The sequence below is a fragment of the Microbulbifer hydrolyticus genome, from assembly GCF_009931115.1.
Classification (GTDB): domain Bacteria; phylum Pseudomonadota; class Gammaproteobacteria; order Pseudomonadales; family Cellvibrionaceae; genus Microbulbifer; species Microbulbifer hydrolyticus.
In genome coordinates this window covers 4128978-4143745 of sequence record NZ_CP047491.1, presented here as the reverse complement: position 1 = coordinate 4143745, position 14768 = coordinate 4128978, and the positions used below count along the sequence as shown (strand labels likewise).

14 protein-coding genes are annotated in these 14768 nt (G+C 56.4%); 12 read left to right on the top strand and 2 right to left on the bottom strand.

What is annotated here, in order from left to right:
- Positions 1-83: 83 nt before the first annotated feature.
- The 8 genes from GTQ55_RS17445 to GTQ55_RS17410 all read left to right on the top strand — a co-directional run bounded on the left by GTQ55_RS17445 (position 84) and on the right by GTQ55_RS17410 (position 7472).
- Complete coding sequence (locus GTQ55_RS17445; protein WP_161859881.1) at positions 84-1295, top strand: hypothetical protein; 1212 nt, start codon at positions 84-86, stop codon at positions 1293-1295.
- A gap of 125 nt (positions 1296-1420) precedes the next feature.
- On the top strand, positions 1421-1966 hold the full coding sequence (locus tag GTQ55_RS17440) for a hypothetical protein (protein ID WP_161859880.1): 546 nt from the start codon (positions 1421-1423) through the stop codon (positions 1964-1966).
- 131 nt (positions 1967-2097) lie between these two features.
- The gene (locus GTQ55_RS17435; protein ID WP_161859879.1) at positions 2098-2946 is read left to right on the top strand and encodes a hypothetical protein; all 849 of its coding nucleotides are present in this window, start codon (positions 2098-2100) and stop codon (positions 2944-2946) included.
- A gap of 37 nt (positions 2947-2983) precedes the next feature.
- Positions 2984-3394 carry an ACT domain-containing protein gene (locus GTQ55_RS17430; protein ID WP_161859878.1) on the top strand — a complete coding sequence of 137 codons (411 nt, stop codon included), beginning with the start codon at positions 2984-2986 and terminating at the stop codon, positions 3392-3394.
- A 69-nt stretch (positions 3395-3463) separates the two neighbouring features.
- Positions 3464-4210, top strand: coding sequence for a hypothetical protein (locus GTQ55_RS17425; protein ID WP_161859877.1), 747 nt, complete (start codon positions 3464-3466; stop codon positions 4208-4210).
- Between the two features lie 74 nt (positions 4211-4284).
- Complete coding sequence (locus GTQ55_RS17420) at positions 4285-5970, top strand: M28 family metallopeptidase (protein WP_237567744.1); 1686 nt, start codon at positions 4285-4287, stop codon at positions 5968-5970.
- Between the two features lie 177 nt (positions 5971-6147).
- On the top strand, positions 6148-6642 hold the full coding sequence (locus GTQ55_RS17415) for a hypothetical protein (protein ID WP_161859876.1): 495 nt from the start codon (positions 6148-6150) through the stop codon (positions 6640-6642).
- A 143-nt stretch (positions 6643-6785) separates the two neighbouring features.
- Positions 6786-7472 (top strand): hypothetical protein, encoded by a 687-nt coding sequence (locus GTQ55_RS17410; RefSeq protein WP_161859875.1) that lies wholly within the window; start codon positions 6786-6788, stop codon positions 7470-7472.
- Positions 7473-7565: 93 nt separating this feature from the next.
- Here the strand turns inward: GTQ55_RS17410 and GTQ55_RS17405 are convergent, their stop codons facing one another.
- Positions 7566-8684, bottom strand: coding sequence for a GNAT family N-acetyltransferase/peptidase C39 family protein (locus GTQ55_RS17405; RefSeq protein ID WP_161859874.1), 1119 nt, complete (start codon positions 8682-8684; stop codon positions 7566-7568).
- Between the two features lie 234 nt (positions 8685-8918).
- Here GTQ55_RS17405 and GTQ55_RS17400 point away from each other — a divergent pair, with 234 nt between their 5' ends.
- Positions 8919-10394: a RimK family protein gene (locus GTQ55_RS17400; RefSeq protein WP_161859873.1), complete on the top strand. Its 1476-nt coding sequence runs from the start codon at positions 8919-8921 to the stop codon at positions 10392-10394.
- 1 nt (position 10395) lies between these two features.
- Here the strand turns inward: GTQ55_RS17400 and GTQ55_RS17395 are convergent, their stop codons facing one another.
- Complete coding sequence (locus GTQ55_RS17395; RefSeq protein WP_161859872.1) at positions 10396-11280, bottom strand: LysR family transcriptional regulator; 885 nt, start codon at positions 11278-11280, stop codon at positions 10396-10398.
- 119 nt (positions 11281-11399) lie between these two features.
- Here GTQ55_RS17395 and GTQ55_RS17390 point away from each other — a divergent pair, with 119 nt between their 5' ends.
- The 3 genes from GTQ55_RS17390 (at position 11400) to GTQ55_RS17380 (ending at position 14764) form a co-directional block, all read left to right on the top strand.
- Positions 11400-12176 (top strand): ferredoxin--NADP reductase, encoded by a 777-nt coding sequence (locus tag GTQ55_RS17390; RefSeq protein ID WP_161859871.1) that lies wholly within the window; start codon positions 11400-11402, stop codon positions 12174-12176.
- Positions 12177-12756: 580 nt separating this feature from the next.
- Positions 12757-13725 carry a sulfotransferase family protein gene (locus GTQ55_RS17385; protein WP_161859870.1) on the top strand — a complete coding sequence of 323 codons (969 nt, stop codon included), beginning with the start codon at positions 12757-12759 and terminating at the stop codon, positions 13723-13725.
- A 19-nt stretch (positions 13726-13744) separates the two neighbouring features.
- The gene (locus GTQ55_RS17380) at positions 13745-14764 is read left to right on the top strand and encodes a glycosyltransferase family 2 protein (protein ID WP_161859869.1); all 1020 of its coding nucleotides are present in this window, start codon (positions 13745-13747) and stop codon (positions 14762-14764) included.
- Positions 14765-14768: the final 4 nt, after the last annotated feature.

Genomic DNA, 14768 nt, shown 5'->3' with positions numbered 1-14768 from the left:
CATAAACAGCATCGCCGGCGGCGCCGCAGATCAGCGGTGCTAGGCTAAAACGGGGTATCGCAAAAATTTCCGCCACAGCCAACATGCCCAGAAAAACGCCGAATCTGTTCTGTCTGTTTGTTCTCGCCCTCTGGCTGGGGGGCGCTTTGGCGTGGGCGCAGCCCGCAGTCGATCAGGAGAATCGAAACACCGCCGCACGCGCGGTGAACCTGCTGTCATTTGTCGCCGTGGATTATCCCGAAGCGGTGGAGGAGGGTGCTGTTCGCGATCGCGGCCTTTACCGCCAGCAGAAAGGAAATGTGGAGGCGGCAGCGGCGTTGCTGGAAAAGTTGCCCGACAAGCCCGGCCGCACCCAGCTACAGGACAACCTGCGAGCCCTGGCCAGTGCCATTGAACAGCGTGCACCCGCGGCGCAAATACGGCAACGGGCAAATGCCGCCGCCGACCGTTTTGCCGCGCTGTACCAGCTACCCCGCTCCCCGGCAGAGTCCCTGCCTCCCGCGCAGGAGGCGCTGGCGTTGTACCAGGACCGCTGTCGACACTGCCATGGAGACCGCGGCGACGCCCGTCAGGCGGAGCGCCAGCTGAATAATCCCGCGCGTATGGCCAACCTGAGCCTGTACGATTTCTACAACGTGCTCGAACCCACCCGCAACGACGCACACGATTCTGACATTGATGGCGACCTGAGCAGCCGCGAGCGCTGGGCGCTGGCTGTGATGGTGGCCGGGTTCGCGGCACCGGAAATGGCACCTCCGCTCAAACGCGCCCAGGAGTTCCCCGCGCTGGTGGGACTGCCAGGCATGGCCGTACTGCGCCCGGCGGAGCTGCCCCCGGAAGCGCGCGACGCGCTGATGTGGTGGCGCGCCCACCCGCAGGAAACGGCGCACCTGCAGCACCCTCTGGCGAGAGCTGCCGGACTTCTCTACCTGGCCCAGGCCGCCTATAAGGCGGGGGATACCGCCAGCGCCTACCACCAGTTGATGCTGGGATTGCGTGAGGGCTATGTCCAGGCGCGCCCACAGCTGGCACAGAGCAACCCGGCACTTACCGCGCAGCTCGACCAGGAATGGCAGGCGCTGCGCCAGTCCATTCTTGACCGGGCGCCCGGCAACGAGGTGATCGAAAAATTTCAGCGCCTGCAAGCCAATGTCGTGCGGGCGAGGGAGCAACTGCAGCCCTCATCGGGTAGCGCGATCTATGGCTGGGCAGCGCTGCAGTTTATCATTGCGCTCGGCGTAGGCGCACTGCTGTGGTACCGGTTACGTCGCCCGCGCAAAAAACAGGACCCTTAGTGTCCTGTGGCGTGGAAACAAAGAAAATTGTCGCATCTGCTGCCACTGTTGAGATTTACGACTAGGCTTTAAATAGGTTGTTCAAATAACCGCCAGTCGTAGAACCCAACAGAGAAGAGTGCCGCATGAAGTTGTTGCGTCAGTTGTCCTTCCGTCCCGTGTTCCTATCCCTGCTGCAGGCCTATGTCCTGGTGCTTGCGGTCTTTTTCCTCGTGCCGATGCTCGCCAACGCCCAGAACCAGACCCCGGATCAGTCTACCGCGCGCCAGTGGGCGGGAAACTGGTTGGTGGTGGGGCAGGGTGACGAGCAACTGGTGTGGCAGCTCAAGTCTGACGGCACCGGGTTTGCCCATGGCTTCCGCAAGGATGGCCAGCTCACCCATGGTTTTGCCATCTCCTGGCGTATCGATGGTGACACGGTGCGTATCCGCACCGGCGGCACCCTGCACTGCAACAGTGGCATGGTGTACGCGCAATTTACCGGTTGGAGTCCTGTCACCCTAGACTTCAACGTGATTGACGGTCGTCACTGGCGCCAGCACAACGGCGGCATTCTGGCCTTCCAGCGCCGCCTGCCGGACTGGAAAACCCCTAATCACGGTGCCGAGTGCCCGAACCTGTACGAGGATCAGCACAAGGAGAGCCAGCAGACTGCGTCTGCGGGTAACTGAGTGCCGAGACCCGGATAGTGAAGGTCCAATACTCAGCGCCCAGCTGCCGGCCAGGTCAGGAGCGACCTGCCGGTAGCCCTGTCGAGCGACCAACCCTTCAGGGACGAATAAAGCGCAAGCGGAGACAGGCTGTGAAGCAGCATCGCTTTGTTCCCTCGAGATTTTTCAGGCCTGTGCTGTGGGCCGCGGTCACTGCCATTGTCGGCTTCTGTCTCAATGCGCAGGCCGATGACAAAACGGCGGCTGACCAACCGCACCCCGATGCGGAACGCCCCGCACAACAGGTCGAAGAGGCCCAGTATCCGGGCTGGGGTGCAGACTCTCGCTTGAAAGCCGACCAGTGGGTGGGCAACTGGCTCATCTCCCGCGATGGTGAAGCGCAACATGTGTGGAGCCTGAACAAAGACGGCACCGGCCGGTCCTATGCGTTCAGCAAGCGCGGCGACGACATGAAGTTTGCCTACGGCTACGATATCCGCTGGTACTTCGATCCCTTTACTCAAATGGCCAACATCAAGACCGAGCGCCGGATTGTGTGTCGCGGCGGCCGTTTGTATCCGTATTTCCTGACACTGAAATCCTACGAGAGCGATTACGCGGTAAAAGGTAAATACGCTTGGCAGACCACCTGGACAGAAGCCAGCATCGGTCGCAATTACCTGCACAAGTCCCTGGTAGTGTTTGTCGCTCCGCTGTCCGGCTGGCACAACCCGGAAAAAGATGCCCCTTGCCCGCAATTTCCGCGTATGGATATCGAGAAAGATATCGATATCGCGCTGGATCGCTGGGAGATGGAGGCGGCGGTGAAGCAGGAGTTGGTAGACACTACCCCGGTCGAGGGCGAGCCGGAATTCGAAGGCGAAAAATTTGGCCCAGCGCCGAAAGACCCCAGCGGCAAACTCCCGCAACAGGGCAAGAACACGGCCAAGGCCCGCGTAAAAGACCAGTCATCGAAGCCCAAAAGTCGCGGAAAAAATTGAGCGGGCTCCGAGTGAGCCAAAACACTGGAGAGTCACCATGAATGCCCAGGTAAAAATCGACCAGCTGCTACTGCGCCTGACACCGATTCTGAACCGCGAGCCACTGGTGATGTGCCAGCTGGATGAAGCGCAATTGCGCGCACTGTTGAAGGAGTGCCTGTGTATATTCCGCGAGCGCGAAGGTATCTCCGCACTGCTGCCGAAAGACGTTGCCGAGCGGGCGTCATTGCCTGATGAGGGTGGCTATCGCCAGATCACCCTGCAGTACTCTGCTTGCCTGCAGGTGCCCGGCCTCACGGCTATTGTTGTTCGTGAACTGGCGGAAGCGGGTATCCAGGCCAATGTGGTTTCCGCACGCTGCCACGAACACCTGCTGGTAAGCGAGCATGATGCCACCCAGGCCATGCAGATCCTGTATGGAATAGGCAACCGTTTGCAGTACAGCTAGCCGCAGGTAACAGCTCGGCTAACAACCAGTTATCCGGCAGGGAGCGCCGCTGAGGAGCTTCCTGAGACCATGCATATCGCCTATCCCGCACCTCTACCACACGGCCACATTCGCCAGGTGTTGCCGGATTTTTTTGTGGTGCGCGGAACGGCCCGTATTGCTCCGCGGGTATTCGTCAACCGCAATATGGGTATCGTGCGCAATGGCGATGACCTGCTGCTGGTGAATCCGGTGCGCCTGCGCCGGCTGGAGGAAGAGCGGCTGTGCGAACTGGGGCAGGTGCGTCAGGCGGTGCGACTCGGCTACTACCACGGTTGCGACGACCTCTACTATCGCGATCGCTTCAATGTCTTCTTCTGGCGCCAGGCCCATTCCGACCGCTACCCGCTACCCCCTGCAGACCAGTTTCTGACCGACGGTGGAACCTGCCCGGTCACTGGCGGTCGGGTATTCGAATTCAGTAACAGCCGCGTGCCGGAAGCGGCGCTGTTGCTCCCCCTGTCCGGGGGGCTGCTGCTCACCTGCGACGCACTGCAATTCTGGAATGGCTGGACTGGCTGTAGCTGGGCCGGCAAATGGATGCTGCGTTTAAGTGGGGTACATCAGGGAATGCAGGTGGCGCCGGGGTGGTGCCGTCGCGCTACCCCGGACCACGAGAACAACCAGCGCTGGTTGGCGGCGGATTTTCAGCGTCTACTCAATCTGCCGTTCTACCACCTCCTCGGAGGGCATGGTGACTTCTGTGCGGACCGTGCCCACGAACTCGCCGAAAATGCGGTTGCCAGCAGCTTTCTGAGACTTGCCCCACGTCATTGATGCCTCCCAATCGTCGGTGGTCGCCCCAGCGGGCATGATAAGCTCGCTGCGTTCCCGATCTTGACGAGCCCGACATGAGAATAAAGCGTTTCACCGGCCGCGCGATTGCGGCAGGTTTCCTGACCGCGCTGATCAGCGCCGGTATTACTTCCTGTACCAGTATTGCTGGTCTGCTGCCAATTCCCCGTGCGGATATGGGAAAACTACGCGCGGATGTGGAATACCTGTCCGCCGATACACTTGCCGGGCGCCAGACCGGTTCGCCAGGGTATCAACAGGCCGCCGAATACGTTGCCGCCCGCTTTGCGGCGCTTGGCCTGCAGTCGATTACCGGCAATGACTATTTCCAGCCGGTCCCGTTCCGCGAGGCCAGCTGGGGTACTCAGCGGGCAACCCTGATGCTGCACGGCCGTGACGGGGACATTGCCTTTGAACTGGGTGAGGACTTCCTCGCGTCGCCCCCCACCATCGGCGAGGACACCGCCACCTCCGCGGGCCTGGTGTTTGTGGGTTACGGCATCGAAGCGCCGGAATACGGTGTCGATGATTATGCGGAGCTGGACGTGCAGGGCAAGATCGTCGTGGTAGTCGACGGCCGCCCCGCGCAGATGCCGAACGAAGTGGGCGCACACTACGCCTCCGGTCGCACCAAGCGCGATACCGCTGCTCGCCACGGCGCCGTGGGATTTATCAGCCTCAACACCCCGGCCCGGGAAGCTCGCCGGCCGTTCGCCCGCTCCGCCGCACATCTGAATGACCCGAGCTTCGACTGGCTGCGTGCGGACGACATTCCGGGCAATGCCATTCCCGGCCTGCACCCGGGCGTGGTGCTGGATATGCCCGCGGCCAAGCAGCTGTTTATGGGCGCCGCCCGCAGTCTGGATACCGTGTATACCGAGATGAAAAGCGGTGTGGTGCCCAAGGGCTTCCCGTTGCCCTACAGCGCGACCCTGACCAGCAGCGCCGAGCACCGCAAGATCGTGAGCCCCAACGTGGTGGGGATGCTGCCCGGCAGCGACCCGAAACTGAAAGACGAGTACGTCATCTTCTCAGCACACCTCGACCATATCGGTGTCAGTGAGGGTGAACACAGCGAGCAAACTGGTGCCGATGCGCATGACCGGATCAATAACGGTGCCCAGGACAATGCCGCCGGCATTGCCGTGATGCTGGAAGTGGCCCGGCTGTTTGCCGAGTCCGGCCGCGCGCCGCGCCGCTCGGTCCTTTTTGTCGCGGTTACGGCTGAGGAGGAGGGACTGCTCGGCTCCGACTACTTTGCCCAGCACCCACCGGTGTCACCCAAATCCATGGTGGCAAACATCAACCTGGACATGCCCATGCTGCTGTATCCGTTCAGGGATGTGATCGCCTTCGGCGCAGAGCATTCCAGCCTGGGCAAAACCGCCGAACACGCCGCCGAGCGCGCGGGACTGAAACTGAGCCCGGACCCGATGCCGGAGCAGGTGATCTTTGTACGCAGCGACCACTACAGCTTCGTACGCCAGGGCGTGCCGGCGATCTACCTGATCTCCGGCCGCGAAGCCGTCGACCAGAGCATCAATGGTACCGACGCCCAGGTCGAATTCCTCCGCACCCGCTACCACCGCCCCAGTGACGAAGCTGATGAGCAGATCAACTACACCGCCGCCCGGCAGTTTGCCGAGGTGAACTACGCGATTGCCCGGGAGATCACGGATGCGGACAGAAAGCCGCGCTGGAATCGGGGCGACTTTTTTGGCGACCTGTATTCAGTCGATTGAACTTGGCCGACACTGGGTCGCGCTTCTGCCCAATGTATGATCTGCGCGCCCTCGTGTAATGGCGTGTAATGACTGTTTGTCTTCTGCATGTTGATTTACATGATAACCTTGCGCGCCGCTGGCGGTGATTCGATCCAGCGGTGTCTACAAACAAAATGATAGTTTTAGGGTTTCAACATGCTGAACAAATTGACTTTAGGGGTGGCCATTGCAGGGCTGGGGCTGGTATCGGGTTGTGCGAGTATCGTCAGTGATAGTAATTATCCAGTAACGATCAGCAGTAATCCTGCCGGAGCCAATTTTGTTGTAGTGAATGAATCTGGTTTCGATGTGCATAGCGGCGTAACACCAGACACCATCACTCTCTCGGCTTCCGATGGCTACTTTTCTTCCGCCAGCTATACCGTGAAATTCCAGATGGCCGGTTATCAGGAGCAGAACTTCCAGCTACGCGCGGGCATGGACGGTTGGTATATCGGCAATATCCTCCTCGGCGGTCTGATCGGAATGCTGATCGTCGATCCGGCGACAGGTGCTATGTGGAAGTTGCCTGAAACCGCCAATGTCTCACTACATCCAGTTACCGCTGCTACCGGCCTGGAATCTCTGAAGATCGCATCGGTACATCAGCTGACTGAAGAAGCCAAAGCTCAATTGATTCCGCTCAATTGATCCCGTTTCTTTATGGACAGAATATGGCTCCGAGCAGTTTCAGGGGCCATTTGTCGATGTAGTGAAAAATTTTGGGTGCTGTATTAATGTTTTCGCTACAACCAAATAATCCAGAAATATCAATAAAAACTTTGGAATATTAAATGAAAATTTTATCCCGCATCGTATTGTTGCTCACAGTGGTTGTCTTTGCCGGTTGTGCGAACGTCAGTAAAATGCCGCTGAATGATAAAGCTACCGCCGTCGATACCTCACAAAAGAGCATTCTGGTTGGTAAGCTCTCCATTCGAAATGATAACAAGCCAAGCCACCAACCTGATCTGTTGGCAGTGTTTGTAAATCAGAACGAAAAAGACTTCTCCTTTACGAAGCCTGCACTGGTAGCTGATCTCGATAAGGGCGGCAAAGAATATTTCATCAGCATGGCGGTCGAGCCAGGTAAGGCGAAGTTGAAGTTGGCGCGCTTTATGCGTCAGGTGCCGCTTCTGCTGAATGCCATGGCGGATCTGCCATTTGAGTATGAAATTGACGTGCCGGCGAATCAGGTGGTTTATATTGGCAATATCAATGCCGTCATCAAGCCGAGAGAAGATGACCAGCCGCGAGCCGGTCTGGTAATACCTCTGATCGACCAGGCCGTAGTTGGCTTTTCCAATGGTACCTTCGAGGTAAGCATTACGGACAACTATGCCGAAGACATGAAAGCGCTGGAAGCGAAGTACCCCTTCATTGCCGGCCAGACTTTGGCTAAAAACCTGTTGCCGAGCTGGACGCATCCAGAGCAGCGGGAAGAAAAGCCCACAGTTCTTGCCGAGAATACCGAAGAATAAGAATTCAGATTGAAGTGAAACAGCGGGCGTCAGCCCGCTTTTTCATTTGTAGCTGCCAAAAACTAACCGCCGACAGGCATGCGACAACACCCCTCAATGACGATTGCGGATGACCAGCGCAGTGCGTAATCGCTCTTTACCGAACAGTGACATCTTCGCAAAATCCTCCCGGGCAATGGGAAGATACTGACTGTCCAGCGGGTTGTCTTCATCGTCCACATCCGGGTCGTGCACGTAAAAGCACTCGTCATCCATGCCCGTCAGGGTGACCCAGTGTGGGACTTTCTTGCCGTCCAGGCGAAAGGTGCTGATTAACAGCAGTACCAGTGCACCGTCCTCGAGCCACTGCTGGCACTGTTCCTGGGTAAAGTCTTGCGTAACCACCGGCAGGCCCGAGCGCGCAGCCTGTTGGCGATAGTCTGCGTCCACCTGTTCAATAACGGACTTCTTCTCTGCACTGCGCACGCTGTGAATGAACAGCGGTCCGGTCTGGTTGAGGTACACGGCACAGTCAAAGCCGCGCTTCTGCATCGCCAGCGCCAGGCCAATAGGGTGGCAGCCGCCGGTGCCGGACGTCATAAAGATGGTCGTGGCCTCCCGCCACAGCGCCAGCTCATCGCTGGCATTTGCCTCATAAGCAGCGTTCAGCCCCGCCATCGCCATCATCGCGGCCGCCGGGCCACAGGTGAACTCGGTGCGCTGTCCGTACCAGGGGACATCCAGCGTGTGCAGATTTTCCGGGCGGTAGCGAATGCGTTTCTGCATGCGCAGGGCATTGCCGGAATCCTCGTAGTAATTGGTGTAACTGCCGAAGGTCCGGTAACCCAGCTGGCGGTACAGGGAGATGGCGGGGGTGTTGGCTTCCGCTACTTCCAGGCGCATGTATAAGCGCCCACTGCGGCTGCTGGCATCTTCTGCGGCGCTCAGCAGCGCCTTACCGATCCCCCGGCCGCGTCCCCCGGGGCCGACGGCGAGAGAGTAGAGCCGGGCGAGGCGGGTACCGCGACGCAGCAGTACCAGCGCGTAGCCGAGCAGGCCCTCTTTCGCCTCGGCGACCAGGAATACCCGGTTGTCCGCGCGTACCCAGTGGCGCAGGCGCCGGCGGCTCAGGCGGTCGCCGGAAAAGCTCTGTTCCTCCAGTGCAAACAGGGGGTCCACGTCGCTCTCGAGGGCGTTCCGCAGCTGGAAATCTACAGGGGAGGGTGTGGGCATGGCGGGTTGCATCACCGGGGCAGGGCGCCGCAAAAGCGCGGCCTGAGCACGTTAGCAAACCGGTTGAAAAAAACCAGATACCGACGAAAAAAATTATTAGGCAACAAGGCAAAACTCTTCTATCTTTCGCCTGTCTGGCCGATCAGCTCTGCACGGCCCGGTACCCATTCGGTACCAGTCTCACTCTTCCCCCATTTTGCCAACCGGCAAACCATTGAGGCGCTACATCTATTCATGTCACAGGTCCTTATCGTGATCGACGAGCCCGACGACTGGGCTCCCTATTACCCTAGCGAGCGGGTGATTACCTTTGCCGACTACCTCGCCCTGCCACCCCGCCAGCAACAGCGGATGCGGGTGATCAACCTGTGCGCCAGTTACGACTACCGCGGCGAGGGCTATTACTGTTCTCTGCTTGCCGAAGCCCGCAGCCATAATGTGCTTCCAAGTGTGCGAACCCTGAACGACCTGTCGCTGCCCCAGCTGTACAAGCTGCAGTTGTCCCATGCAATTCCGGCATTGGCAAAGCTGCCAGTACCGGCGCCGGGGTCTGAGCGGGTGGTGAAGTCCTACTTCGGCCGTTGCGCGGATCCGGAGCTGCAGCCGCTGGCACGGGCGCTTTTCGACCGCTTCGCCTGCCCGGTGCTGGAGATCCACCTGCGGGCGGACCCCCAATGGGAAATCGTCGAACTCAAGATCTGTTCCCATCGCGACCTCGATGAGTCCGAGGAGACAGAGTTCGCCGAGGCCCTGGACAACTTCAGCAACAAGGTATGGCGACAGCATAAAAAACCCAGTAATACCCGCTACGACCTGGCGATTCTGGTAAACCCGGAGGAGGCGCTGCCACCGTCGGATGGGGCGGCGATCAAGAAATTCGTCAGCGCAGGCCGCGAGCTGGGCCTGTCGGTAGAGCTGATCGGCCCGGGTGACTACATGCGCCTGTCAGAGTTCGACGGCCTGTTTATCCGCGAGACGACGGCGATTGACCACCATACCTACCGCTTCGCCAAAAAGGCCGAGGCCGAAGGGCTCGTGGTGCTCGATGACCCCACCAGTATCCTGCGCTGTACTAACAAGATCTATCTCGCGGATCTGTTTCGTAACAACAAGGTCCCGGCGCCGCGCACATGCATCCTGCGCAGGGGCGATGAAGACGGCCTGAAAGCCGCGATGGAAGAATTGGGCCTGCCAATGGTGGTGAAAATCCCCGATGGCTCCTTCTCCCGCGGTGTGGTGAAAGTGCACTCCGAAGAAGAGCTGCATACCAAGTTGAACGAGCTGTTTGAAGAATCCAGCCTTCTTCTGGCCCAGGAGTTTCTCTACACCGAGTTTGACTGGCGGATCGGTGTGCTCGACAACAAGCCGCTGTACGCCTGTCGCTACTACATGGCGAAGAACCACTGGCAAATCTACAACCACGGTAGCAAGAAAACGGTCAGCGGTGGCTTCACCACCCTGCCTACGTTTGAAGTACCGAAACCGGTGTTGCAGGCGGCGTTGAAGGCAACCAAGCCTATAGGAAATGGATTCTACGGGGTGGATGTGAAGGAATCCGCGGGAAAGGGGTACGTGATCGAGGTTAACGACAACTCATCCATTGACAGTGGTGTCGAAGACAAATATCTGGGTAAGGAATTGTACAGACTGATACTGCAGGAATTTATACGGCGACTCGATGCGCGAAGGGCAGGCCAGATTGCCTCATAAATTATGGCGTCAACTGACGGCATAACTCCAGCCAGCGCTCGATACCGGCGCTGCGGTATTTCTGGCGGTGCAGGGCAAAGTAGAACTCGCGGTGGAAATCCCGGTGAGGAACCGGCAATTCCACCAGTGCGCTACGTTTGAAGGCGTCCGTGAGGGACACCCGGGACAGGCAGCTTACTCCGAGACCGGCTTCCACTGCGCGTTTGATCGCCTCGGTATGTTGTAACTCCAGACGGATATTCAGCTCGGGTACCAGCCCCGCCAGTGCGCGCTCAAAAGTCTGGCGTGTACCAGAGCCGGTTTCGCGTAGTATCCAGGTTGCGGTGCGCAGCTCTTCGTCGCCCAGGTGTGGATATTTCGCCAGCGGATGGTCCGGAGCACAGAACACGACAAGCTCGTCCTCGCGCCACGGAATCATTTCCAGGTCGGGGTGATTGAGCTCCCCCTCGATCAGGCCCAGATCCAGTTCAAAATTGAGCACACCCTGGGCAATGGCCGCCGTGTTTGCCACTTCGAGCTCAACCCGAGCGCCCGGCTGTTCCTCCATATAGCGGGCCATGATACCGGCAGCCAGATAATTACCGATGGTAAGTGTGGCGCCAATCTTCAGCCTCCCGAGATCACCATGGGCCTGTAAGGTAACTTCGAGTTCCCGCGCGCGCTCGAGCAACTCTTCCGCCCTGGGCCATAGCTGTCGCCCCAGCTCATTCAAGCGCAGGCGCTTACCGGTACGCTCGAAAAGGCGAAGATCAAACTGCTGCTCGAACTCCTTAAGCGCTGTAGAGGCGGCTGACTGGGACATGCTGAGACTTTCCGCTGCGCGGCTGACATTCTGAAAGTGGGCGCAGGCGAGGAAGACTTCGAGCTGACGCAGGGAATAGCGCATGGCAAAACTCTATATCTATAAACCGGATAACGAATATCGAAATATCCCATTTTGCCAATAAATATGCCAGCGCTAGAATTACCCGGGCAAAAAGCTCAGGAATAAGTGGTTCTATTGCTATGTCAAATTTGAATAAAGAAACAGTACTCGAAGTCCATCACTGGAATGACACCCTGTTCAGCTTCAAAACCAGTCGCGACCCGGGTTTTCGCTTCGAAAACGGCCACTTCACCATGATCGGCCTGGAGCAACCTGGTGGGCGCCCCCTGCTGCGAGCCTATTCCATTGCCAGCGCCAATTATGAAGATGAGCTGGAGTTTTTTAGCATCAAAGTACCGGACGGGCCGCTGACTTCCCAGTTGCAGAAAATCAAGCCGGGCGATGAAATTTTTGTCAGCCGCAAGCCCACAGGAACCCTTGTTGCAGACCACCTGCTGCCTGGCAAGCGTTTGTGGTTGCTGTCCACCGGCACGGGCCTTGCGCCGTTTATGAGTATCATCAAGGACCCGGATGTATATGAGCGCTTTGACCAGGTCATCTTAACCCATGGCGTACGCTTCAAGTCCGAACTGGCCTACCAGGACTACATCGAGAAAGAATTGCCCGAGCACGAGTACTTTGGAGAGATGGTAAAAGAGGGCTTGCGGTACTACCCCACAGTCACCCGTGAACCCTATCGCAATAATGGCCGGCTCACTGACTTGATGCTCTCTGGCAAGATTTTCACCGACCTGGATCTGCCCACACCGAATGTGGAAGAGGACCGCTTCATGTTGTGTGGTTCCCCGGCAATGTTGAAGGATCTCACCAGGATCCTGGATGAGTGGGGGTTTAAAGAGACACGTGCGGGAATACCCCATGAGTATGTTATTGAGCGGGCATTCGTCGAAAAGTAAAAACCATTCAGCCTGGGGCCTGCTGGCCCCGCTCCCCTGAAAAGCCCACAATTGGATGCCCAGAAACAATTATGCCGCCCCAACAAAATGGCGCGTAAATTGCCGTCATTTGGCAATTTTTTTTGCTTTGCCGTGATTACTTGGTAAAGTGTGAGAATAGTCGCGAAATGGTCACTTTTTTCCACATGCTGGTAGTGATCATGGCCCACCAGTTGCATACCTGTAAATAAACCTGGTGAACTGACGGAAGGATAGTCTGGCGTGAGCATGAGGGATTTGCTTGCCAGTGCAGCGGCGATTGAAGACGGAAAATGCAGGGAATGCAGTCAGGTCTCTCCATACCAAAATGACCCTCCTATTGGCTTGGTGATACGTGCGGCTTTTTTCAATAGGCCTCACCAGCCCCCTCTCCCTGTAATAGTTTGCGTAAACAATCAGCACACGACTTGACCATTACACCGGAAGCCTCTAATCCGTTCAGCAGGCTAGACGGCATTTCTGGTAACAATAGACCGCTGTGTGTTAAATAAGCATAAGGACTACTACTGGTTTCCAGTTTGTGGCGTTAGGGGATAAGGACGTGTCTCAGCTCAAAACGCAGCCAGATAATGCTGCGCTAGCCTCACCGGTATTTATTGTTGGATCGCTGCGCTCCGGCTCGACCTTACTCCGACTACTTCTGGATCATCATTCACAAATCAATATGTTCGGAGAGTTCGAGGGTGCGGTAAGCCAAGCCCAGGGCGAAAACTGGCCGGATATCAAAGACTACTGGCGTTTTGTAAAGACAGATCGTCAGACCAGCGCTCTCAAATTAGACATCGACCAATCGCTGGATTATGAGCAGTTGGTGCGTGATTTCCTCACGCAACTCCACCGGAGGAACTCCGGAAAAATTATCGGAGCATCCATTCATTCACGAGTCGATCTGCTACCAAAGCTCTGGCCATCAGCACGCTACATACAACTGATGCGCGATCCACGCGATGTGGCACGTTCATGTATAGGCATGGGTTGGGCCGGTAACGTCTATGAGGGCGCTAAAGTATGGATATCATTGGAAGCACGTCGGACAAAATTAAGGCAGCGAACGGATCCGGCCAATAATCTTAACGTTTATTATGAGCAACTTGTTAGCGACCCCATTGGCGAGCTGAAGAAAATCTGCGCTTTCCTGAATGTTGACTTCGAAGAAAACATGCTTGAGATAGAGAGCGATACATCCTATGGCTTCCCCTCAGCCGGCTACGCTTATCAGTGGAAAACAAAACTGACCGGTAAGGAAATCCGCTGGGTTGAACTCCGGACAGGTGAGGCAATGGTCACACAGGGCTATAAACCCACAAGCACGAAACATAAACCATTGAGTAGGCTAGAGCGTACTCATATCCTTTTTCAGAATCGCTACTATCGCGCAATGTTTCATATACGGAAGTGGGGTTTGTCACTGTGGGCGCAAAATATAATCTCACGCAAGTTCGGCAGTAAGAAATGGACTGATCACGTGCGCCTGAGAATAGGTGAAAAAAATAAGCTCTACTTGAGATGATTCGAGGGAACGAAAGCTCATGGAAAACACAAAAACGGAAGAAGAAAAAAAAGAGCATTCTCGTGACTTATGTATAGTAATTGTTAACTACAAAACGCCCGAGTTAGTAAATAATTGCCTTGCTACCGTAGTCCCCCAAATTGAATCCCTGAATGCGAAAGTGGTGATTGTAGATAATGCATCCGGGGATGACTCGGTCTCAAAAATTGAAGCATGGATTTCGACACAGCCCCCCATCTACCATGCTCGAATCAATCTTGTAAAATCGCCCATCAATGGAGGGTTTTCCGCAGGGAATAACCTGGGGATCATACAGGAAAACGCCGAATACTACCTGTTGCTGAATAGCGATACGCTGGTCAGAGAAAATGCCATTTCGACCCTTCTAGATAGAATCCGAACGGACCGTAATATCGGCGCGCTGGGGCCACAGTTAGAATATGAAGATGGAACGCCGCAGATCAGCTGTTTCCGGCGCCGAAGCGTAGCGAGTGAGCTCATCCGTGGTGCGCAGATTGATGCAATTTCTAAACTGTTGAAGCGAAAAAATATCCCGATAGCAAATCGCAGGGAATCGCTCGAAATCGACTGGATAAGCTTTGCTTGCGTTATGCTACCCAGAGCTGCGATAGAAAGGGTCGGATTGATGGATGGCCAGTTCTTCATGTATTTCGAAGATATTGAGTACTGCCTTAGATTAAAAGGGGCGGGGTACAAGATTGAACAGGAAAAGCGGGCAAGGGTAGTTCACCTGCGTGGCGGAACGTCTGACGTAAAGAAAAATTCAAAAGCACAAAAACAACTTCCTGATTATTTCTATCGATCAAGAACGCGATATTTTGTTCTCCTCGGTGGGAAAGGCAAACTTTTAATCGCAAATATCGCTTTTACCTGCGGCCGACTAATTAGATTGACAAAGCGGTTGGTGGGAAAAAAGCCGGGACCTTCAATCCCTGGCGAGTGGACTGGATTATGGATGGATTTTTTCAAAAAGCAGAAGCCAGTTAAGCAGAAATTAGATTACTTTAGTAACAAGTAGCCCA

Coding starts and splice junctions, on each gene's coding strand:
- GTQ55_RS17445 (WP_161859881.1), top strand. CDS start 84: ATGCCCAGAAAAACGCCGAATCTGTTCTGTCTGTTTGTTCTCGCCCTC.
- GTQ55_RS17440 (WP_161859880.1), top strand. CDS start 1,421: ATGAAGTTGTTGCGTCAGTTGTCCTTCCGTCCCGTGTTCCTATCCCTG.
- GTQ55_RS17430 (WP_161859878.1), top strand. CDS start 2,984: ATGAATGCCCAGGTAAAAATCGACCAGCTGCTACTGCGCCTGACACCG.
- GTQ55_RS17425 (WP_161859877.1), top strand. CDS start 3,464: ATGCATATCGCCTATCCCGCACCTCTACCACACGGCCACATTCGCCAG.
- GTQ55_RS17420 (WP_237567744.1), top strand. CDS start 4,285: ATGAGAATAAAGCGTTTCACCGGCCGCGCGATTGCGGCAGGTTTCCTG.
- GTQ55_RS17415 (WP_161859876.1), top strand. CDS start 6,148: ATGCTGAACAAATTGACTTTAGGGGTGGCCATTGCAGGGCTGGGGCTG.
- GTQ55_RS17410 (WP_161859875.1), top strand. CDS start 6,786: ATGAAAATTTTATCCCGCATCGTATTGTTGCTCACAGTGGTTGTCTTT.
- GTQ55_RS17405 (WP_161859874.1), bottom strand. CDS start 8,684: ATGCCCACACCCTCCCCTGTAGATTTCCAGCTGCGGAACGCCCTCGAG.
- GTQ55_RS17400 (WP_161859873.1), top strand. CDS start 8,919: ATGTCACAGGTCCTTATCGTGATCGACGAGCCCGACGACTGGGCTCCC.
- GTQ55_RS17395 (WP_161859872.1), bottom strand. CDS start 11,280: ATGCGCTATTCCCTGCGTCAGCTCGAAGTCTTCCTCGCCTGCGCCCAC.
- GTQ55_RS17390 (WP_161859871.1), top strand. CDS start 11,400: ATGTCAAATTTGAATAAAGAAACAGTACTCGAAGTCCATCACTGGAAT.
- GTQ55_RS17380 (WP_161859869.1), top strand. CDS start 13,745: ATGGAAAACACAAAAACGGAAGAAGAAAAAAAAGAGCATTCTCGTGAC.